Raw genomic sequence first — 19073 nt, 5'->3', positions numbered from 1 at the left:
TCTATGACGGTCTGTAATCGATCTCGCTTCTGATGCCTCACCGGCGCTATGGCGGCTTGGGCAGCCTAGATTTGTAGAATGGGGCTTAGTATACCGACAACGCAAACCTCAGGAAAACGCCGAGCGACCCGTTTGTCGCTCCCGTGGCAGAAGACGGCGACGAGCGGTGGACACGAGTCCTTACCCCGGTTACGATACCGACCGCTTCATCAAGCGCTATGCGCCCGTAGCTCAGTTGGATAGAGTATCGGCCTCCGAAGCCGAGGGTCGCAGGTTCGAATCCTGCCGGGCGCGCCAGACAAGACAAGGGCCTACAGCAGTGCTGTAGGCCCTTTTTTCCTGACGCCCAAGCCCATGCGCCTCGATTATTCCGGCCCAATTCCCGAGCTCGTCGGTTTCCTGCTTCTGCCACACTTCTCGATGATGGCCTTCTTTTCGGCAGTCGAGCCGCTGCGAATCGCCAACCGTATCAGCGGTCGCCCGCTCTTCGACTGGCGGCTGATCAGCGAGGATGGTGGCCCCGTGACCGCGTCCAATGGCATGACGCTACTCACCGATCAGAGCATCGATTCGATACACCACCTTCCGTCGCTGGCGTTATGCAGCGGCTTCGATCCCGAGCTTCATCTGAGCCGCGCCCTGAAGCGCTGGCTTCACCGTCTCGACGTCGCCGGCTGCGCGCTGGGTGGTATTGATACCGGGTGCTTCCTGCTGGCGGAAGCGGGGCTGCTGAACGGCGAGCGCGTCACGCTGCACTGGGAGAGTCTCCCGTCCTTCAAGGAGCGCTTTCCGTCGATCGCCACCTCAAACGAGCTGTTTGAACTCGGTGCGCGACGCTTTTCATGCGCAGGAGGCACTGCCTCCATGGACATGGCCCTGGACGTGATCGCTCGCCGTCACGGGCAGCGCTTGGCCATCGACGTTTCCGAACAACTCGTCCACGAGCGTATGCGCACGCGTCACGACCAGCAACGAATGACCGTGGCGCGACGGCTTGATACCCACAATGCCCGGCTGGTGGAAGCGGTTGACCTGATGGAGCGTCACCTGGAAGCGCCACTGGCACTGGCCGATATTGCACGACGCAGCGGGATATCGCTGCGTCAGTTGCAACGTATCTTTGAACAAGAACTCGGCCGCTCGCCTCACGACTGGTACCTGGGGTTACGCTTGCAGCGAGCGCACTACCTGTTAACGGAAACCGACCTTGATGTGCTGACGGTCGGCCTGGCCTGTGGCTTCACCTCGAACTCCGGCTTTTCCCGGGCGTTTCGCCAACGCTACGGCTGTTCGCCCAGGCAGCTGCGATCAAGCTGAATCAACGCTGTTTCGGTATCCCGATACGGCGTCCGGCAAGCGGCGGCCAGGCGTCATGGGCAGCGCTAGGAAGCCTGCCAATGGCCTCCTCGACGGGTGCCGGAAAGGACGCTGGCCGACCGGCCTGGCTGTCGATGCCCATCAGCATCTGCTCGCTGGTCGCCAGCAGGTTGCCTTGCTCGTCGCTCAGCTCCAGGAATATGTGCAGCCGCTTGGCATCGCGATCCAGCAGGGTCACGGCGACGCTTAGCGGCTGCCCTTCGTGGGCCTCGCGGCGATAGCAGAGGTGCGTTTCCAGGGTGTAAATCGTATAGCCGTGGCGTTCGCGGCCGGCGGCGTCCAGGCCGACATGGTCCATCAGCGCTTCCAGCGCCAGGGAGAACACTCGAGCATACTCGGCGTCGTTCATGTGGCCGTTGTAGTCCACCCACTCCGGCGCGACCCGGGTTTCCAGCAGCGCCATCAGATGCGTCCTTCGAGGCCTTCGGCCTCGGGCCAGTACTTCTGCACCAGGCCGAGCAGTTCGACCAGGAAGTCGTCGCGGCGGCGGTCGAGCTCGGCAACAGGTCGGTCGGCCGCCTGAAATTCGCAGCCTTCGACGACCTTGTCGATCAGCTCGTCGGTAAGCTCCGGGGCTTCGAGCTTGGTCCACGGCAGTTTCAGCGCCGGACCGAACTGCTCGAGCATGTGGCGCATGCCCGCGTCGCCGCCGGCCAGGTGGAAGGTCAGGAAGGTTCCCATCAGCGACCAGCGCAGGCCACAGCCGTAGACCACGGCGGCGTCGATTTCCTCGGTGGTGGCCACGCCGTCGTTGACCAGATGCAGCGCCTCGCGCCACAGTGCCTCCATCAGGCGGTCGGCGATGTGCCCTTCGATCTCGCGACGTACCACCAGCGGCCGCATGGCCAGTGCCTGGTAGAGCGACTGGGCGCACTCGATGTGCGCCGTCATGGTGGTGGCCTCGCCGCCTACCAGCTCCACCAGCGGCAGTAGATAGACCGGGTTGAAGGGGTGAGCGACGATCACTCGTCCGGGAATATTGGTGCAATCCTGTTGAAGATCGCTGGGCTTGAAACCCGAGGTGGACGAGCCGATGATCGCCTCCGGCGCCGCAACGGCATCGATGTCAGCGAGGATCTCGCGCTTGAGCTCGAGACGCTCGGGCACGTTTTCCTGGATCAGGTCGGCGCCTTCGACCGCCGCTTCCAGGCTGTCGACAAAGGTCAACCGCTCGGGACTTGCACCCTCGGCCAGCCCTGCACGAGTCAGTGAGTGCCAGGCGTTGGCAACGAATTCCCGGGTGCGCACCTCGGCCTCCGGGGCCGGGTCAAAGGCGATCACGTCCCAACCCTGGGCCAGCGCCCGGGCGATCCAGCCGTTGCCGATGACGCCGGTACCGATAACGCTCAGTTGCTGGCTCATGCCTCACCTCCCGCGATCTTGCCGGTGCTCGGGTCGCGCAGCTTGAGGTGCGCGCGAGTTTCGGCCGGAGTCATGACCCGTCCGCCGAGGTTTTCGATGATGCCACCGGCCTTCTCGACCAGGCCACCGTTGGTCGCCAACTCACCTTTCTTGAGCATGAGGTTGTCTTCCAGGCCGACCCGGGCATGGCCACCGAGCAGCATGGCCTGGGCGACCATGGGCATCTGATGACGGCCGATGCCGAAGGCTGCCCAGTTGGCGTCTTGTGGCAGCTTGTTGCGCATGGCCAGCATGGTCTCGGTATCCGCCTCGGCGCCCCAGGGAATGCCCAGGCACAGCTGGTAGAGCGGATCGCCGTCGATCAGCCCTTCCTGCTGCAGCTGGCGGGCAAACCAGACGTGGCCCAGGTCGAAGCATTCCAGCTCCGGCTTGACGCCGGCCTGTTGCACCAGGCGCGCATGTTCGCGTAGCCAGTCGGCGGTGTTGACGTAGACCATGTCGCCGAAGTTGAGGCTGCCGCAGTCCAGAGTACACAGCTCCGGCAGCAGCTCGCCCACCGGCTCGTGGCGCTGGGCCGGGGTCTGAATATCGGTTCCCGGACCGCCGCGTGTCGGGTCGCTGGGGTCCGGCGTCCAGTCGCCGCCGCCGCCGGCGGTGATGTTCATGACAATGTCGGTATCCGCCTCACGGACCCGCTCCATCACCTCACGAAAGTGATCCACGGAATGGCTGATACCGCCGGTTTCCGGGTCGCGTACATGGATGTGCGCGATGCTGGCACCCGCTCGAGCGGCTTCGATGCAGCTGTCGGCAATTTGCCTGGGCGTCACCGGGACATTGGGATTCTTGCCGGCAGTATCGCCCGCGCCGGTAACGGCGCAGGTCAGGATGACGTTACGGTTCATAGGGACCTCCTTGCGAAACATTGCAGAGAGTGTCCCCTAGATACGTGATCGATAAAGCACAAAAGGCGACTCTTAGTTGTCGAAAAGCGCCTAATGTGACAATGGTCTTGCTCTCGCCATCTTGACCCGACTAATTCGCCAGCCAGCCCTTGAGCGCCGCTTCCAAAGGGGGCAGGCTGGCGCTCACTCTTCTTTCGACAATCCCTGGAGGCTTCGCATGGCCATCACCAACTTCTCCGATTTGCTCAACGAGGCGCGTCTGCAGCCCGACGCTCAGCGCCTGCTGTTTGTCTTCACGCGTGCCGAGTTGCCGGATAATCCCACCGCCGAGCAGCGTGAGCGCTTCGAGCAGGGTGAAGGAGGCGTGCTTACTCCGGCGCTGTGTGTCGACAAGGCACCCGAGGAGCTTACCGACATGACCGGCCTGGTGACGGAATCGCAAAATACCGGTGTGGAGTGGGATATCGTCTTCGTCGGAGCCCTGTCCGGACAGGGTGGCGAAGCGCCGAGCGCCGAGCAGGCCGAGGCGCAGCTCGAGCGCATGGTCGAGTCGCTGAAGATGGGTAACGTCGACGCCTTCCTGGCGCTGGACCGCCGGGGCGAGGCCGTGAGCATCGGTTGACGCGCCCCACCATCGCCATAGGGTTGAGTTATCAAGCTGATGCCCCCATTCAATTTATACTATCGAGCAATACGGGCTAACATGCCTGTGTATTCCAGCCATCCCAAGGCAACATCAAAAAGGAGCATTACCGAATGTCCCTGCTTAACACCGAAATCAAGCCGTTCAAGTCCACCGCCTATCACAACGGCGAGTTCGTCGATCTGAACGAAGAGCAGATGAAGGGTCAGTGGAGCATCTTCTTCTTCTATCCGGCCGACTTTACCTTCGTCTGCCCCACCGAGCTGGGTGACCTGCAGGACAACTACGAAGAATTCAAGAAGTTGGGCGTCGAGATCTACAGTGTCTCCACCGACACCCACTTCACCCACAAGGCGTGGCACGACAGCTCCGAGACCATCGGCAAGCTGACCTATCCGATGCTGGCCGACCCGACTCACACCATCTCGCGCAACTTCGAGGTGCTGATCGAGGAAGACGGCATCGCCGAGCGTGGCACCTTCGTGGTCGATCCCGACGGCAAGATCCAGATCATCGAGCTGAACGCCGGCAACATCGGCCGTAACGCCGAAGAGCTGCTGCGCAAGGTCAAGGCCGCTCAGTACGTGCGTGCCAACCCCAACGAGGTCTGCCCGGCCAAGTGGGAAGAAGGCGAAGAGACCCTGGCGCCGTCACTGGACCTGGTCGGCAAGATCTAAGCCCCTCCCCGTGGCGAGGCCCCTTTCTCGGGTCCTGTCACTCCACCCCGGGCACTCCCCGCCCGGGGTCCCGTTACGCATCACGAGCCCCATGGCGCTGCCAGCCGGCAGCGGCACGCCGAGCTCGTGACCTCAAATCCCGAACATGAAGGAAAACGCTGTCATGTTGGACGACAATCTGAAAACTCAGCTCAAGGCCTATCTGGCCAAGGTCACTCAGCCCTTCGAGATCGTTGCGTCCCTCGATGACGGCGCCAAGTCGCAAGAGCTGAATGGCCTGTTGAACGATATCGTCGGTCTGACCGACAAGATCACCCTCAAGCTGGATGGCCAGGATGCACGCCGCCCCTCCTTCGCGATCAATCGCCCCGGTGAGGAAACCGGCGTGGTCTTCGCGGGCATTCCCATGGGGCACGAGTTCACCTCCCTGGTGCTGGCGCTGTTGCAGGTGGGGGGGCACCCGCCCAAGGCCAGCAGTGATGTGATCGAGCAGATTCAGGGCCTGGAAGGCGAGCTGACCTTCGAGACCTACTTCTCGCTCTCCTGCCAGAACTGCCCGGACGTGGTCCAGGCGTTGAACCTGATGGCGATCCTCAATCCGGGGATCCGGCACGTGGCCATCGACGGGGCACTGTTCCAGGACGAGGTGGAAGAACGCCAGGTGATGTCGGTACCCAGCATCTACCTCAATGGCGAGCCCTTCGACCAGGGTCGCATGAGCATGGAGCAGATCCTGGCCAAGGTGGACACCGGTGCCGCCGAGCGTGAAGCCGCCAAGCTCAGCGACAAGCCGGCCTTCGATACCCTGATGATCGGGGGTGGTCCCGCCGGTGCCGCGGCGGCCGTCTATGCCGCCCGCAAGGGCATTCGTACCGGCGTCGCCGCCGAGCGCTTCGGTGGTCAGGTGCTGGATACCATGTCCATCGAGAACCTTATCTCCGTTCCCCATACCGAAGGCCCCAAGCTGGCCGCGGCGCTGGAGGAGCATGTCAAGGAGTATGAGGTCGACATCATGAACCTGCAGCGTGCCGTCGAGCTGGCGCCCGGCCAGCCGGGTGAGGAGCACGAGGTACGGTTCGAGTCCGGTGCGAGCCTCAAGAGCAGGACCCTGGTATTGGCCACCGGTGCCCGCTGGCGCGAGATGGGGGTGCCCGGCGAGGCCGAGTATCGCAACAAGGGAGTGGCCTATTGCCCCCACTGCGATGGTCCGCTGTTCAAGGGCAAGCATGTGGCGGTGATCGGCGGCGGCAACTCCGGCGTCGAGGCGGCCATCGACCTGGCCGGTATCGTCGGCCATGTCACCCTGATCGAATTCATGGACGAGATGCGCGCCGATGATGTGCTGCAGAAGAAGCTGCGCAGCATGCCCAACGTGGAGATCATCCTGGGGGCCCGTACCACCGAGGTGAACGGTGATGGCAAGCGCGTCAACGGCCTCACCTTCGAAGAACGCGCCAGCGGCGAGATCCGCAAGATCGATCTGGAAGGGGTATTCGTGCAGATCGGCCTGGTGCCCAATACGGAATGGCTCCAGGACTCGCCCATCGAGCTCTCCGAGCGTGGCGAGATTGTCGTCGACGCCCGCGGCATGACCTCGGTGCCGGGCATCTTCGCCGCCGGCGACGTGACCACCGTGCCCTACAAGCAGATCGTCATCGCCATGGGCGAGGGTTCCAAGGCCGCCCTGGGCGCCTTCGATCACCTGATCCGCAGCTGATTCAGGGAGCCCCTGGCTTGCGCTTCACGCCCCGTCGGCCATATGGCCGGCGGGGCGTCGTCGTATGGGGGGCCAGGTATCAGTCGATCAGGCCCAGGAAGGGCAGCAGGGTAAGGGTCAGAATCACTGCCAACGCCAGGGAAACCAGCAACATGCGCGCGGGATGTTGGCGCAGGCGGCCCCACAGGGTTGGTACTTCACCGCGCTCGGCCAGTTCGTCGCGCTCCTCGCGAATCCGCTCGGAGAGCTCCTGTTGATAGGTGTCCAGTATCTCCCTGGCGGCCTCGTAGTCGACCTTGTCGCGCAGCCAGATGGCCGCTACGCCCAGCCCCCAGAAGCCGGCACGGCTCTCGAAGGTGTCGAAGCCGTGTTGCTCGAGCAGGTGACGTACCTCGTCGGCCTCCTCCTCGGGCACGTTACCCAGTCGGAACAGCAGTGTCGCCACGCCGGCCCCCTCCTTTAGCGCTCGCCGACCACGTCGGCGCCCTCGATGACGACCGGCGTCCTGGGCACGTTCTGATGCGGCCCCTGGTTGCCGGTGGGCACGCGCTTGATGGCGTCCACCACCTCCATGCCGTCGATGACCCGGCCGAACACCGCATAGCCCCAGGTGCGTCCCGATTGTGTGCTGACATGATCCAGGGAGGCGTTATCGGCGACGTTGATAAAGAACTGGGAGGTGGCCGAGTGGGGAGCCCCGGTGCGGGCCATGGCCAGGGTGCCGCGACGGTTCTTGAGGCCATTGTCGGCCTCGTTCTCGATCGGCTCGCGGGTCGGTTTCTGTTCGAAGTCGGCGTCGAAGCCGCCGCCCTGAATCATGAAGCCGTCGATCACCCGGTGAAAGAGGGTGCCGTCGTAGTGGCCTGATTCGGCGTAGGCGAGGAAGTTCTCGACGCTTTGTGGCGCCTGCTCCTCGTAGAGCTCGATGCCGATGTCACCCTCGCTGGTATGCAGCACCACATCGGGCTTGTCGGCGGTTTGGGCCAGGGCCAGGCCGGGCAGGGTGGCCGTCAGGAGGGCTAGGGCTAGGCGTCGCATGGGCGGTCCTCGGGATATGTCCAATGATGATGGCACCCAGCATACGGCGCCTTGGCACCGCTGTCAGCGGGCGCTTATTCTCGGGGGCGACAGGCTTGCATCATGCGATCCATGGCCTCGCCGGCGCCGTCGAGGGAGAAGACCATGAACCAGGGATCGTCGGGGCCGCGCATCAGGCGCAGGCGAAGAATCTCGCCCCGGCGCATCTCGTCGAGCAGCAGCGGCTGCTCCGGCAGGTCGAACTGCACATAGAAGCCATCGTCGCCGCGTTCGGTGCGAAAGTCGGCCTGCCCCGAGTGAATGGTCTTTTCATCGACCCGGATATCGGCGGCCACACGGTTTACCCGGCGGCTTTGGGGCTGGTATTCGCCGAGGTCGGCGCGTAGCTCCAGCCAGGGGGCGTCGCAGGCGCCGGGGCCGACATTGACGCTGAAGTGGGCGTCGGCGTAGTTATCGCCTTCCAGGGCGCGGTAGAGACGCTCTTCGCCGAGGCTCAGGGTCATCGACTGCCAGGCGCCGTGGCGTTCGACCTCGGCGACGTTGAACTGCACGGCGGCGGCCGGCCCGGCCAGGACCAGGCCTGTCAGGGCGGCAGCGAGACGAAGACGGCGTGACGGCATCCTGGGGTTCTCTCCTCGGGTGACGGTGCACCGAGGCTAGCATGCCGGCCCCCACCGCGCAGCTCGCGAGGACCGTGGCTCGCTCTACTTAGTGTGCGTGTTGCATGTCGCCCATGCCGTCTCCGAGCTCGCCGCGACCCAGGCGGCCCAGCAGCTCGAGGTCGATTTCGTCGAAGCCGACCAGCTCGCCGCCGTGCTCCTCGCGGAATGTCTCGGCGTCGGCTCGGTCGGCGAACGAGGCGAGGGTGTGGCCCATGGCGCCGCGTTGGTCATGGCCCACCAGGTACCACGCCTCGCTGGCCAGTACGAAGGCCTCGTCATCCGGGGTGGCCCAGGGGGCCGCCGCCACGTCATGCACATAGGCGTGGGAGACCCGGGTCTCGTTCTCGGGCTGCTTGAGGAAGGCGAACAGGTCCATGGTGGAGCAGAACTTCAGCGGCTGCTCCTGCTTGTCCATGAAGGCCTCGCCCTTGGGGCCCGGTTGCTCGGAGATCAGCATGCCGCAGACGTGGCAGCTGTCACCGGCCTCGATGGGCTGGGCGGTGGCCAGCGTTTCGGGCTCGGATTCGCCGCAGGCGGAGAGCAGCAGGATGGAGAGCAGCAGGAGTGGCAGGACGAGTCGCTTCATGGCGGTGTCTCTTGTCGGCAAGGTGGTGAAGAAAGCATGGGACGATCTAGGCGGCGCGCCGCCGGAAGCGTAGCAGTGCCAGCCCCAGAGGCACCGCGATCCAGGCCACCAGGATGGCGGTGACCATGGCGGGCCGGAAGGCGCCGCCCTCGGCGATGGCGGTCAGGCCGCTATAGCTGCGGGCGGCCTCGAAGCCGGCCAGGTTGATCAGTCGGAAACACTCGGTGGGGTTGAGCAGCAGCAGCCAGGGCAGCCAGTCGCCGCCCCGCTCGACGCTGACCAGCAGCGCCAGCAGGCCCAGGTCGAAGACCAGCACGAACAGGAACCACACCACCAGCGCCAGGCCGGCGGCGCGGGCCTTCTCGCTGACCCAGACGCTGATCAGATAGGCGAAGGCGATAAACACCCAGCCGAGCAGTATGCTGCTGCCGATCAGCAGACCCATGCCGGCGGCCAGTTCGCCGAGCGCCACGCCCTTGGCACCCATCGCGATCACCGCCCCGGCGAAGGAGAAACCCAGCGCCGTGGCGGCACCCAGGATCAGGCCGTGGCCGAGGAACTTGCCGAGCAGCAGCTGGGTGCGGCTGATGGGGTAGGTGAGCAGCAGCAGCAGGGTGCCGGCCTCCTGCTCGCCGACCACGGCGTCGTAGGCCAGCAACAGGGCGATCAGCGGGATCAAAAAGACCGCCAGGGTGGCCAGGCTGACCAGGGTCGTGGCCAGGGATGTGAAGCCCAGCCCGCCGCTGGCGGCGGCACCGAACCAGGCGATCCCCACGGCGAGGAAGGCCAGTACCAGGGCGATGGCCAGCACCCAGCGATTGCGCAGGCCGTCACGGAACTCCTTGCCGGCGATGGTCAGGATGGCGTTCATTCGGCATCTCCTCGTTGCTCGGGCGAGAGTTCGGCGGAGAAGTGGGTGTAGAGGTGCTCCAGGGTCGGCGGCAGCAGCTCGATATCCTCGACCCCGGCGGTATCGGTGATTCGACGCAGGACGGCGAGCTTGGCGTCCGGGGGTACCGTCAGTGCCACCTCATGGCCGTTGAGGGAAGACATCTCGATGCGCGGATCATCCCAGCCGGCCAGGCGCTCGGCGAGGGCACTCCCGGCGTTATGACTGCGGGCGCGTACGGTGATCGGCAGGGCCGCCTCCCCGCGCAGCGCCTCCAGGCTGCCCAGCGCCAGGCGGCGGCCGCCGCCAAGAATCAGCGCACGGTCGATATAGGGCTCCACTCCGGGCAGCACATGGGAGGAGAGCAGCACCGTACAGCCACGATCGCGCAGGCCACGCACCGTGTCATAGAAATCACGGGTGGCGGCCGGGTCGAGGCCGGTGGTGGGTTCGTCGAGCAGCAGCAGGCGTGGGTCGCCGAGCAGGGCCTGGGCAAGGCCGAGGCGCTGGCGCATGCCCTTGGAATAGGTCTTCACCCGGCGATGGGCGGCATGGCCCAGGCCGACCCGGTCCAGCAAGTCGCCCACCTGTCCAAGGTCGACCCGCTTGAGGCGGGCGAAGTACTCGAGTACCTCCTGGCCGCTCAGCTGTTCGTAGAAGCTGACGTTCTCGGGCAGGTAGCCCAGGCGGCGGCGCAGGGTCTCGGCATCGGCCCCGTCGGGGGCACCTCCGAACACCGCCACACTTCCCTCGCTGGGCGAGAGCAGGCCGAGGATCAGGTGCATGGTGGTGGTCTTGCCGGCGCCATTGTGGCCCAGCAGGGCCAGTATCTCGCCTTCGTTTACCTGGAGGTCGAGGGCATCGAGGCGTACGAGTCCACCGTCGCGGCGGGTCACGCCCTGGAAGTCGATCACCGCTGTCATGCGTCGGCATCTCCGATGTTGTATTGATTCGAGCCGGTATCATTCATGTCGGGTTCGTCCATCAGCGGATGGCTGTCCTTGACCCCCTGGGGGCGGAATACCGGGAACTGGCGCTGCACCCAGCGCAGCGCCAGGACGGCGGGGCTGTGCATCAGCAGCCGCGCCACCGGATAGCGCCACAGCAGGCGGTCCATGGCATCGTTGGGCTCGTAGGAGGTATCGCCCACGCCATCGCCGTCCAGATCCCATCCCAGGTAATCGCTCCAGTAGTTGCCGTGCCCCGCCTCGGACCATTCCTGGGAGCGGGTGGCCACGTACATCACCTGCTGACGGTTGTCGACGAAGGCGTTGCCGACCAGCTCGTTGTCCTCGGAGCCGGCGGTGAGATGGATGCCGATATCGCTGTCGGCCAGGCGGTTGGCTTCGAAGCGGTTGTACTGGGCGTTGTAGACGAACAGCGCCTTGCCCTCGGCGCCGCTGACCAGCCCCTTGCCCTGGGCATCGCGACGCTGATGCACCCGGGTGATGTGGTTGTCGCGCAGCAGGGAGTCGGTGATGTTGTTCAGCAGTATGCCGTAGTTGCGATCACCCTCCGAGCGATTGCCGATGACCCTGAGGCGCTTGGACTGCATCAGGGCGTAGCCGGTACGGGTACCGCGGGTGGTGTTCTCCTCCACGCGGTTGTCGTAGGCATACATGTAGTGCACGCCGTAGCGCAGCGCCTGCATGTGATTGCCGCGCAGCAGGCACTGGCTGCTGGTGTCGATATAGATCCCGTCGCGGGTGTGGCGGATATCGTTGCCCTCCACGGTGACATTGCGGGAGTTGAACAGGTGCACGCCATTGCCGCGGTCCTGGGAGCGTAGTGCGGTGTCGCCGCGAATCACGTTGTCGAGCACCCGGACGTCGCTGACGGCATCGAGCCAGATACCGAAGCCCGGGCCGGCGAGGCGTGAATCACGGATCACGCTGCCGGTGGCGCTCTCTTCGACGAAGATGCCGGCATCCATGTCGGTGAGGTTGGCGCCCCAGTTCTCGATGGTCACGCCCTCCAGCACGCTGTCCGGGGCGTCGAGTACCACGGCATGGCCGTTTCCGCCGCCGTCGATCACGGCACCGGGCTCTCCCGATAGGGTCAGCGTGCGGTCGATTAGCAGCGGGCCCGGATAGTGGCCCCGGGGCAATATCAGGCGGTCGCCGCTGGCGGCGCGTTCGATCAACGGCTGCAGCGGCTCGCCCGGGCTGGCCGTCAGTTCGGCGGCCAGCAGTCCGCCCGGCAGCCCACCCAGTAAACACAGGAGCAGCCAGGCGACGAGAAGGAATCGGGGGACGACGCGAGGTTGTCGTCGGGTCATGCGTTTCTCCGTGAACAAGCGGGGCCGGGCGTCTGCCCGGCCCCTCAGGGTGCTATCAGGCCTTCTCGACCAGCATGCGGCCGGTCATCTCCATATGCATGGCGTGACAGAACCACTGGCAGTAGTACCAGTGCACCCCGGGCCGGTCGGCGGTGAAGGTGACACTGGCGGTCTGCTGGGGGCTGATCTCCATGACGGCGCCGTGGTTGGTCATGGTGAAGCCGTGGGTGACGTCCTCGACCTGGTCGAGGTTGGTGACCACCACGGTGACCTCGTCGCCCTGCTTGACCTTGAACTCGGTGATGCCGAACTGCGGTGCCACCGAGGTCATGTAGACGCGCACCTGGTTGCCGTCGCGCACGATCTTGTTGTCGGTCTCGAGGGTGACGCCGTCCTCCTTGGCCATGGCCACGGTCTCGGCGAAGAAGGGGTCGTCACGGTCCCAGACCTTCTTGGGATTGATCTGGTCGGCGCGTACCAGGATGCAGTCGTGGGGCTCGGCGAAGGCGGGGCCATCGTGGACCAGCTTCATCTCCTCGCCGGAGATATCGATCAGCTGGTCGTTCTCGGGACGCAGCGGGCCCACCGGCAGGAAGCGGTCCTTGGAGAACTTGGAGAGCACCACCAGCCACTTGCCGTCGGCGTCCTTGGTCTCGGTGAGGCTGGCGTGGTTGTGCCCCGGCTGGTAGTGAACGTCCAGCTTCTGGCGCAGATAGTTCACCTCTTCGCCGTTGTAGGCGCGAATGGCGTCCTCGATGTTCCACTTGGCGATCTGGCTGTCGATAAACAGTGTGGTGTAGGCGTTGCCGCGGCCGTCGTAGGTGGTGTGCAGCGGCCCCAGGCCGAGTTCCGGCTCGCCGACCACGGCGTCGCGCGGTTCGATGGCGTCGTCGAACAGCTCGGGAAGCTTGTCGATGGCGATGATCGAGCAGGTCGGCGAGAGCTTGCCGTTGGCGATGAAGTACTTGCCGTCCGGCGAGGTGTTGAGGCCGTGGGGGTTCTTGGGAACCGGAATGTAGCGGGTCAGCTTGGAGCCCTTGCGGCCGTCGAGGACCGGCACCTCGCTGTCGCCCAGGGTCTCGAAGTCACCGGCTTTTGCGGCGGCCTCGATCGCCTCGACGTCGAACACCACGACCCAGTCGCGCTCGGCGCGCATGGTGTCGGCCAGGGTCATGCCCTTCTCGGAGTTGTAGCAGGTCGAGGCCACGAAGCGACCGGTATAGTCGGCATCGGTGTTGTCGAGGTTGCCGTCGACGATCACCTGCCACGCCACCTCCATGCTCTCGGCGTCGATGCCGTTGAACATGGTGTAGTAGTTCTCCGTGTCTTCCAGGCCGCGGCCGTCGTTGACCTTGCCATCGCTGTGGTGGGGGATGGGGAATTCGGCATTGGCGAAGACGTACTTGGTGTGCGGCGCCTTCTGCAGGCGCAGGCCATGAATCGCCTGGACGTTGGGAATGGTGGTGATCCTGTCCGTCTTCATGATGTCGAGGCGGATGCGGGCCACCCGGGTATTGGCCTTGTCGTTGATGAACAGGTATTTGCCGTCGTAGCTGCCATCGGTCATGGAGATATGCGGGTGGTGGGAGTCGCCGTTGATGAACTTGACCGACTCGCCCAGCACGCGCCGGGACTCGTTGGTGATGCCCCAGCCGGTGGCGCCTTCCTGGTTGAACACCGGGATGCGCATCAGTTCGCGCATGGAGGGGATGCCCACCACGCGAACCTCGCCGGACTGACCGCCGCTCCAGAAACCGTAGTACTCATCGAGCTCACCCGGGGCGACCTCGATGCTGCTTTCGCTGGCGGCCTGGGCCTTGCCACTGCCGCCGAGCAGGGTGCCGGCGCCGAAGCCGCCGGCCAGGCCCGCCCCGGCAACGCCGGTTACCGCGCTGTTGCGCAGGAAGTGGCGGCGTCCGAGATTCTCGATCTCTTTCTTCTTGTCACTCATGGTCAATCCTCCTGGTAGGTCGGAATCCGCTGCAGCCGAGCGCTGGCGGGGTCGTGGGTCTCGACGCCTCGCTTGCCCGAGGACAGTCGCGACGCCTTTTCGAAGCGTTTGCGTCGCTTGATCATCGGCGGGCAGCGCTTGTCGTCGTGATAGGTGATCTGACAGTCGAGGCAGTAGTGGCACTCGTTGGCGTTGATGCGTCCATCCGGGTGGATGGAGGCGACTTCGCATTCGTTGGCGCAGATCTGGCATGGGGTGCCGCAGTCGCCGCGGTGCCGCTTCAGCCAGTCGAACAGACGCAGGCGGGCGGGAATCGCCAGGCCGGCGCCCAGGGGGCAGACGTAGCGGCAGTAGAACTTGTGGTTGACGGCGGAGATCGCCACCAGCACCAGGGCGTAGAGCAAGAACCCCCACTCGCGCTGGAAGCGCAGGGTGATGGCGGTCTTGAAGGGCTCCACCTCGGCGTAGCGCTCGGCGGTGCCCAGCGAGTGCAGGGAAACGGCGAACAGCCCCAGCAGGATGATGTACTTCAGCGCCCAGAGACGCTCGTGGAGGCCGAAGGGCGGCTCGAACTGCTTCACGCCGAGCCAGCGGGCGGCCTTGTTGACCAGGTCCTGGAGGGCACCGAAGGGACATAGCCAGCCGCAGAATACACCGCGGCCCCACAGCAGCAGGCTTACCGCCACGAAGGACCAGAGGATGAACATCATCGGATCGATCAGGAAGGAGCCCCAGCTGAAGTCGGTGATCAGGGCGTTGGTAAAGGTCAGGATATTGACCACCGAGAGCTGGGCCAGGGAGTACCAGCCGATAAATACCAGGGTGTAGACCAGAAAGCCCAGGCGCAGCGGCCGCAGGATGCGCGGGTGCTTCACCAGTACGTCCTGGAACAGCATGATGCCTGTCAGCACGAGCAGGCCGGCGATGAGCACGGCGATCTGGAAGGCCTTGTCGTGCCACACCTCGACCCAGATCGGCACCTCCTCGGGCGGTTCGGGACGCTCGATATAGGCCTCGGGGACGCTGTAATCGGCGCTGAAGCGGCTGAATTCAGTGTCCAGGGGGCCCGAGGCGCGGCGCACCAGCAGCTCCAGCTGCCAGGGCTGGCCGGGGTCGAAGGCGGCCGCGTCGCGAATGATGAAGATATCGCGCTCGTCGAAGGCGGGGGCGCCGTCGATGCCCAGGTTTCCCAGGCGAAGGTGATCGCGGTCGTGAAAACTGATGGCGTTGCCGTTCTGGGAGAGTTCGAGGCGATCGAAGATGCCGCCGCGCACATAGCCTGACCCCTTGAAGGAGTAGTCGCCGCGGCCCATCACCGCGATGGCATGCTCGCCTGGATCAAGCCGCTCCATCAATTGATCGTAGCCGTTATCGCCAAGCAGGTTGCGCCCGGCGGTAGGCGGGTTCAGGTAGGTGTAGAAGAGCTCGATAAAGGGACGATCCGCCGGCCGGGGCGTGTGCATGTAGTCCTCGGCTGGGGTGCCGACGAAGGACTCATCCACCTCGCCATGAGTCAGGTGCAGTCGGCGAATGGTGCCGTCGCCGGTCAGCGTGGCCCAGTCGGCGGGTGAGAATACCTCCTGACGCACCGTGGCCGGTGGTGCGGCCGAAGGGTCGGCGATCAGTCCCTGCTCGGCTGCCACCTGGCGTGCGGCGCGCATCACGGTATCGCTGACCACGATCACGGTGACGGTGGCACCGGAGATGGCATCCAGATTGTCGCCTACCTTCATGCGATCGTTGACGTGGGCGCCGACGTGGTCATCGGCGAAGCCCTCGAGCTTCGACTCGGGGATGCCTACCAGCATGATAGGTTCTTCGTGACTGATGACGTCGGCCTGGACGATGTTGCCCTCGAGATCGAAGCCCACCAGCATGTTGACGGGCTTGCCGGAGTAGGCGGGGATCGGCGCCATGTCGACGCTCTCGAAGGCGTAGCCGAGCAACTCCTCGCCGGCCATCACCCGGCTGACCGGCCATTGGGATTCGGCGGGCTCCAGTCGGTCGGCGGCGGGGAAACCCTCGCGCACCTGGCCGAGCTCCAGGGCCTGGAGCGGCAGGCTGATCAGCAGGCATAACAAGGCCAGCAGCAAGCCGATAAAGCCGGCTGGCCGAGGAGAAGATTCGGGCATGGGAGGGTCCTTGTGGGCGAAAGCCTCGGCGGCGATTGCCGCCGCCCATCAGGAGAGGGGCCGGCTCGGTGCCGGCCCCTGGCCTTTACTCCTGACTTGAATAGTACGCGGCGATATCGGCGATATCCTCATCGGAGAGGCCCTGGGCCATGGGCGTCATCAGCGCGGCGTTGCCGCCCTTGCGCTGGCCGTCACGGTACGCCTTGATGCTGCTCTCGAGGTAGGTGGCCGACTGGCCGGTCAGGTTCGGGTAGATGGGAGCCAGGCCCTGGCCATCGGTGCCGTGGCAGGCGACGCAGGTGCCGATCTTGTCTTCACCGGCGGCGGCGTCACCGGCGGCCTGGGCGTCCATGGCCAGCAGGGCGCCACCCAGCAGGGCGGTCGCGAGAATCAGTTTCATAAGCAATCTCCAGAATGCATCTTCATTTGTTTGATAAGGCCCGGTAGCGACAATCGGCCTCACCGGGCAACTATTGCCATCATGCCAGCCGGCGCGCTGCCCCGGATTGACGTGTGTCATATACATGCTAGACCCACGAAAAGAAAAAGCAAAAGAAATGCCTAATAAAGTATGAGAGAGAGCATTGTGAAGAAGTGCCGGGCGATGGGGTGCCGGTGCGATGATCGTCCGGGATGGGCCCGGGTGCAGCCGCTTCAGACTTGGGCCATGCAGAAGGCGGGATAGGTCGTCAGGCGGCGGGCGTATCGTCCAGGTTCAGCAGGCTGATCAATGGCTGGCGTTGAGGGCCCAGGAGATCTTCCAGAGTGTAGTCGTCGAGCACCGCCATAAAGGCCTCGAGGGCCTCGGCGAGGACATGCTTGAGGCGACAGGCGGAGGTGATCACGCATTCGTTGCCGTCGCCGAAACACTCTACCAGCGTCAGGTCACGCTCGGTTCGGCGTATCAGCTCGCCCAGCACGATGGTATTCGGCTCGCGCCTCAGCAGCAGGCCGCCATGCTTGCCGCGGATGGAGGTGATATAGCCGTGGTGACTGAGATCCTGAACCACCTTCATCAGATGGTTGCGTGATATCTGGAAGCGTTCGGCGATCTCGGTGATGGTGGAGCGACGCTCGCCCTTGACCGCCAGGTAGAGCAGCACGCGCAGCGAGTAATCGGTGAAGCGGGTCAGGTGCATGAGAGAAAGCATCGCCTCGTGTTGTGTTTCGAATCAGTTTTGGGCCCTGGAGTGGAGCACCTTGTCGGGAAGCGGCGTCGTGTCATTAGGGCGGGTCAGCACGAAGCCGGCTACCGCAACAAACAGCAGCCCCGACGCCATCAACCCCGGGGTCGGTACGCCGCCGGCCCACAGCATCGCCCAGCTGACGGTCAGCAGCATGACCGCCAGTGCCTTGGCGCGTCGTGGTATGGCGCGCCGCTCGCGCCATGCCAGCAGAATGGGACCGAAGCGCCGGTGGGTGTGCAGCCAGCGGGACAGCCGCGGCGACCCCTTGGGTGCCGACCAGGCGGCCAGCAACAGGAAAGGAGTGGTCGGCAGCAGTGGCAGCACCATTCCGGCAGTACCGAGTCCGATGCAGCCGTAGGTAAGGCTACACCAGGCAATACGTGAGACAGCTCCTGCCATGTGATGACCTCCCCGGCCCGGGGGCGTAGACTGTGAAACGGTAATCTACATACATCTTAGCACTACGCGCAATGCGGGGGTTGCGTCATGTCAACAAAAACCGACGTCTCGCACCCCAAGACGCTGGCCTGGCGGCTGTTCTTCCCCTTGGCGGCGCTGCATGCGGCCGTGATGGTGCCACTCTCACTGCTGGCATTTTATCATGGGGCCCCTCTGGGGTTGCTCGACTCCCCTGCGGCACATGGTCGCGAATTGCTGTTTGGCTTCGCGCTGGCGGTGATCGCCGGCTACCTGCTGGGGCCGATGCCGCATCGTCGGCTGCTGGGGATGGTGGTGCTCTGGCTCGCCGCCAGAGGCGGCGGCCTGGTCTGGCCCGAGGCACTGCCGGTGCTGCTGGCCGATGGTCTGTTTGCACTACTGCTGGCCTGGCGGCTGGTGCCGCGCTTCCTGGCCGCGAAGAAATGGCGCAACCGAGTGTTATCGCCGCTGCTGGGACTGCTCTGCCTGCTTGCCGTGGCAAGCCTGGTGGGCCGGCTTGTTCAGCAGGACGCGTTGCCCTCCGCGCTGATGCATCACGCCGTGCTGTGGCTGGTGCTGTTGATGGCTCTTATGGGCGGTCGCGTGCTGGCGCCGGCGATCAATGGCCATCTGATGGCGAGTCGACGCCAGACCGGCGCCGGTGTTCAGCCGCGCCTGGAGGCGGCACTGATCATACTGCTGGTGGCGGCCCCGTTGTTGGCACCCTGGCCGGCCACCGCCGGCCTGGCAGCCCCCCTGACGGCGGCGGCGGGGCTGCTGGTGCTGTGGCGGCTATGGCGCTGGGGCCCCTGGGCATGCCGGCGGCGTCCCGACCTGCTCGGACTGCTGATGGGCTATGCCTGGCTGGGGGCCGGGCTCTTGCTTGCGGCACGGACGCTTTGGCTGGGCCTGCCCCTGAACGGTGTGCTGCATGCCTTTACCGTGGGGGCCCTGGGTACCCTGGCAAGCGGGATCATGTTGCGCCAGGCCATTCTCAGGGCCAAGGGCCGGCCCGAGAGGGAACCGGTATTGCCGCTGTTGGCGTTGCTGTTCACCCTGGCCGCCGTGCTGCGCCTGATGGCCTTTCCCGCGGGCGGGGCCTGGCTATCGCTGCTGTGGGCCTCTGCCCTTGTCTGGAGTGTGGCATGGCTGCTCGCCGCCTGGCGGTTGGTCGTGTGGTCCCGGCGTGGGTCGAATCGGCCCAGGATTTGATCGGGGTCAACTACCTCCACAAGGGTACCGACGCGCCGGC

20 protein-coding genes and 1 tRNA gene are annotated in these 19073 nt (G+C 64.9%); 6 read left to right on the top strand and 15 right to left on the bottom strand.

What is annotated here, in order from left to right; translation table 11 throughout:
- Positions 1 to 220: 220 nt before the first annotated feature.
- Together Q358_RS0114560 and Q358_RS0114555 are read left to right on the top strand one after the other, a co-directional pair.
- Positions 221 to 297 (top strand) — tRNA-Arg (locus Q358_RS0114560).
- A gap of 57 nt (positions 298 to 354) precedes the next feature.
- Positions 355 to 1317 (top strand): GlxA family transcriptional regulator, encoded by a 963-nt coding sequence (locus Q358_RS0114555; RefSeq protein WP_027962640.1) that lies wholly within the window; start codon positions 355 to 357, stop codon positions 1315 to 1317.
- Between the two features lies 1 nt (position 1318).
- Here the strand turns inward: Q358_RS0114555 and Q358_RS0114550 are convergent, their stop codons facing one another.
- From Q358_RS0114550 to Q358_RS0114540, 3 genes are read right to left on the bottom strand one after another with little or no spacing between them, the layout of a single operon-like run.
- Positions 1319 to 1780 (bottom strand): thioesterase family protein, encoded by a 462-nt coding sequence (locus Q358_RS0114550; RefSeq protein WP_027962639.1) that lies wholly within the window; start codon positions 1778 to 1780, stop codon positions 1319 to 1321.
- Entirely contained in the window at positions 1780 to 2739 is a 960-nt protein-coding gene (locus Q358_RS0114545; protein ID WP_027962638.1) for an L-carnitine dehydrogenase, read from the bottom strand. Before Q358_RS0114545 ends, Q358_RS0114550 begins: the two co-directional genes overlap by 1 nt.
- Entirely contained in the window at positions 2736 to 3644 is a 909-nt protein-coding gene (locus tag Q358_RS0114540) for a beta-keto acid cleavage family enzyme (RefSeq protein ID WP_027962637.1), read from the bottom strand. Before Q358_RS0114540 ends, Q358_RS0114545 begins: the two co-directional genes overlap by 4 nt.
- A 217-nt stretch (positions 3645 to 3861) precedes the next feature.
- Here Q358_RS0114540 and Q358_RS0114535 point away from each other — a divergent pair, with 217 nt between their 5' ends.
- From Q358_RS0114535 to ahpF, 3 genes are all read left to right on the top strand, one after another.
- A complete protein-coding gene (locus Q358_RS0114535; RefSeq protein WP_027962636.1) occupies positions 3862 to 4266 on the top strand; it encodes a hypothetical protein in 405 nt (134 codons plus the stop codon).
- 134 nt (positions 4267 to 4400) lie between these two features.
- Complete coding sequence (ahpC, locus tag Q358_RS0114530; protein WP_027962635.1) at positions 4401 to 4964, top strand: alkyl hydroperoxide reductase subunit C; 564 nt, start codon at positions 4401 to 4403, stop codon at positions 4962 to 4964.
- 163 nt (positions 4965 to 5127) lie between these two features.
- Entirely contained in the window at positions 5128 to 6681 is a 1554-nt protein-coding gene (gene ahpF, locus Q358_RS0114525) for an alkyl hydroperoxide reductase subunit F (RefSeq protein ID WP_027962634.1), read from the top strand.
- Between the two features lie 79 nt (positions 6682 to 6760).
- Here the strand turns inward: ahpF and Q358_RS0114520 are convergent, their stop codons facing one another.
- The 12 genes from Q358_RS0114520 to Q358_RS0114465 all read right to left on the bottom strand — a co-directional run bounded on the left by Q358_RS0114520 (position 6761) and on the right by Q358_RS0114465 (position 17803).
- A complete protein-coding gene (locus tag Q358_RS0114520; protein WP_027962633.1) occupies positions 6761 to 7126 on the bottom strand; it encodes a DUF6164 family protein in 366 nt (121 codons plus the stop codon).
- A 14-nt stretch (positions 7127 to 7140) separates the two neighbouring features.
- Positions 7141 to 7719 carry a peptidylprolyl isomerase gene (locus Q358_RS0114515; RefSeq protein WP_027962632.1) on the bottom strand — a complete coding sequence of 193 codons (579 nt, stop codon included), beginning with the start codon at positions 7717 to 7719 and terminating at the stop codon, positions 7141 to 7143.
- A gap of 74 nt (positions 7720 to 7793) precedes the next feature.
- Positions 7794 to 8339: an invasion associated locus B family protein gene (locus Q358_RS0114510; protein WP_027962631.1), complete on the bottom strand. Its 546-nt coding sequence runs from the start codon at positions 8337 to 8339 to the stop codon at positions 7794 to 7796.
- 88 nt (positions 8340 to 8427) lie between these two features.
- Positions 8428 to 8967, bottom strand: coding sequence for a nitrous oxide reductase accessory protein NosL (locus tag Q358_RS17720; protein ID WP_043488525.1), 540 nt, complete (start codon positions 8965 to 8967; stop codon positions 8428 to 8430).
- Positions 8968 to 9013: 46 nt separating this feature from the next.
- Positions 9014 to 9838, bottom strand: coding sequence for an ABC transporter permease (locus tag Q358_RS0114500; protein WP_027962630.1), 825 nt, complete (start codon positions 9836 to 9838; stop codon positions 9014 to 9016).
- Positions 9835 to 10779, bottom strand: a complete 945-nt coding sequence (locus Q358_RS0114495; protein WP_027962629.1) for an ABC transporter ATP-binding protein — start codon at positions 10777 to 10779, stop codon at positions 9835 to 9837. Before Q358_RS0114495 ends, Q358_RS0114500 begins: the two co-directional genes overlap by 4 nt.
- Entirely contained in the window at positions 10776 to 12134 is a 1359-nt protein-coding gene (locus Q358_RS17715) for a nitrous oxide reductase family maturation protein NosD (protein ID WP_051530428.1), read from the bottom strand. The genes Q358_RS0114495 and Q358_RS17715 overlap by 4 nt, the downstream gene beginning before the upstream one ends.
- A gap of 55 nt (positions 12135 to 12189) precedes the next feature.
- Positions 12190 to 14085 carry a TAT-dependent nitrous-oxide reductase gene (nosZ, locus tag Q358_RS0114485; RefSeq protein WP_027962628.1) on the bottom strand — a complete coding sequence of 632 codons (1896 nt, stop codon included), beginning with the start codon at positions 14083 to 14085 and terminating at the stop codon, positions 12190 to 12192.
- Positions 14086 to 14087: 2 nt separating this feature from the next.
- Entirely contained in the window at positions 14088 to 16217 is a 2130-nt protein-coding gene (gene nosR, locus Q358_RS17710; protein WP_043488523.1) for a transcriptional regulator NosR, read from the bottom strand.
- An 85-nt stretch (positions 16218 to 16302) separates the two neighbouring features.
- Positions 16303 to 16617 carry a c-type cytochrome gene (locus Q358_RS0114475; protein ID WP_027962627.1) on the bottom strand — a complete coding sequence of 105 codons (315 nt, stop codon included), beginning with the start codon at positions 16615 to 16617 and terminating at the stop codon, positions 16303 to 16305.
- 289 nt (positions 16618 to 16906) lie between these two features.
- On the bottom strand, positions 16907 to 17356 hold the full coding sequence (locus tag Q358_RS0114470) for an RrF2 family transcriptional regulator (RefSeq protein ID WP_027962626.1): 450 nt from the start codon (positions 17354 to 17356) through the stop codon (positions 16907 to 16909).
- Positions 17357 to 17389: 33 nt separating this feature from the next.
- Entirely contained in the window at positions 17390 to 17803 is a 414-nt protein-coding gene (locus Q358_RS0114465) for a YbaN family protein (protein ID WP_027962625.1), read from the bottom strand.
- Positions 17804 to 17890: 87 nt separating this feature from the next.
- Here Q358_RS0114465 and Q358_RS0114460 point away from each other — a divergent pair, with 87 nt between their 5' ends.
- A complete protein-coding gene (locus Q358_RS0114460; protein WP_051530426.1) occupies positions 17891 to 19033 on the top strand; it encodes an NnrS family protein in 1143 nt (380 codons plus the stop codon).
- Positions 19034 to 19073 lie beyond the last annotated feature (40 nt).

The organism is Halomonas halodenitrificans DSM 735, assembly GCF_000620045.1.
Classification (GTDB): domain Bacteria; phylum Pseudomonadota; class Gammaproteobacteria; order Pseudomonadales; family Halomonadaceae; genus Halomonas; species Halomonas halodenitrificans.
The sequence above is the reverse complement of the archived record's forward strand: the minus strand, read 5'-3'. Positions and strand labels throughout refer to the sequence as shown.

Coding starts and splice junctions, on each gene's coding strand:
- Q358_RS0114555 (WP_027962640.1), top strand. CDS start 355: ATGCGCCTCGATTATTCCGGCCCAATTCCCGAGCTCGTCGGTTTCCTG.
- Q358_RS0114550 (WP_027962639.1), bottom strand. CDS start 1,780: ATGGCGCTGCTGGAAACCCGGGTCGCGCCGGAGTGGGTGGACTACAAC.
- Q358_RS0114545 (WP_027962638.1), bottom strand. CDS start 2,739: ATGAGCCAGCAACTGAGCGTTATCGGTACCGGCGTCATCGGCAACGGC.
- Q358_RS0114540 (WP_027962637.1), bottom strand. CDS start 3,644: ATGAACCGTAACGTCATCCTGACCTGCGCCGTTACCGGCGCGGGCGAT.
- Q358_RS0114535 (WP_027962636.1), top strand. CDS start 3,862: ATGGCCATCACCAACTTCTCCGATTTGCTCAACGAGGCGCGTCTGCAG.
- ahpC (WP_027962635.1), top strand. CDS start 4,401: ATGTCCCTGCTTAACACCGAAATCAAGCCGTTCAAGTCCACCGCCTAT.
- ahpF (WP_027962634.1), top strand. CDS start 5,128: ATGTTGGACGACAATCTGAAAACTCAGCTCAAGGCCTATCTGGCCAAG.
- Q358_RS0114515 (WP_027962632.1), bottom strand. CDS start 7,719: ATGCGACGCCTAGCCCTAGCCCTCCTGACGGCCACCCTGCCCGGCCTG.
- Q358_RS0114510 (WP_027962631.1), bottom strand. CDS start 8,339: ATGCCGTCACGCCGTCTTCGTCTCGCTGCCGCCCTGACAGGCCTGGTC.
- Q358_RS17720 (WP_043488525.1), bottom strand. CDS start 8,967: ATGAAGCGACTCGTCCTGCCACTCCTGCTGCTCTCCATCCTGCTGCTC.
- Q358_RS0114500 (WP_027962630.1), bottom strand. CDS start 9,838: ATGAACGCCATCCTGACCATCGCCGGCAAGGAGTTCCGTGACGGCCTG.
- Q358_RS0114495 (WP_027962629.1), bottom strand. CDS start 10,779: ATGACAGCGGTGATCGACTTCCAGGGCGTGACCCGCCGCGACGGTGGA.
- Q358_RS17715 (WP_051530428.1), bottom strand. CDS start 12,134: ATGACCCGACGACAACCTCGCGTCGTCCCCCGATTCCTTCTCGTCGCC.
- nosZ (WP_027962628.1), bottom strand. CDS start 14,085: ATGAGTGACAAGAAGAAAGAGATCGAGAATCTCGGACGCCGCCACTTC.
- nosR (WP_043488523.1), bottom strand. CDS start 16,217: ATGCCCGAATCTTCTCCTCGGCCAGCCGGCTTTATCGGCTTGCTGCTG.
- Q358_RS0114475 (WP_027962627.1), bottom strand. CDS start 16,617: ATGAAACTGATTCTCGCGACCGCCCTGCTGGGTGGCGCCCTGCTGGCC.
- Q358_RS0114470 (WP_027962626.1), bottom strand. CDS start 17,356: ATGCACCTGACCCGCTTCACCGATTACTCGCTGCGCGTGCTGCTCTAC.
- Q358_RS0114465 (WP_027962625.1), bottom strand. CDS start 17,803: ATGGCAGGAGCTGTCTCACGTATTGCCTGGTGTAGCCTTACCTACGGC.
- Q358_RS0114460 (WP_051530426.1), top strand. CDS start 17,891: ATGTCAACAAAAACCGACGTCTCGCACCCCAAGACGCTGGCCTGGCGG.